The organism is Providencia sp. Je.9.19, assembly GCF_051129765.1.
Lineage (GTDB): Bacteria > Pseudomonadota > Gammaproteobacteria > Enterobacterales > Enterobacteriaceae > Providencia.
Map to the genome: position 1 here is coordinate 1 of NZ_JBCPSS010000069.1, position 255 is coordinate 255.

Annotated in this window: 1 protein-coding gene; it reads right to left on the reverse strand. The window is 39.6% G+C overall.

The features are described from left to right. Positions 1-255: fimbria/pilus outer membrane usher protein (locus AAZR93_RS21740; RefSeq protein WP_434721057.1), on the reverse strand; the 255-nt coding region annotated here is incomplete at both ends.

The window sequence follows — 255 nt, forward strand, 5'->3', positions numbered from 1 at the left end:
ACAGGTTCACACTGACATTTTTAATCGAACCAATATCCATATATTTCGAGATCATGATGCTGTAATAGTCATTACTTGGACGATCCCAATAGGTCTGGTGGTTGTAATTCGCATATAATGAAATACCTATGTCACTGAAGTTCTTATTCAATGAAATGGTGTAGAGTTCTTTGCTGCCACCGTAGCGCTGACCTGTTTCCCTCGCATTTAAGTAATCTGACATCGACATAAAATCACGCTCAGAGAAACGGTAGC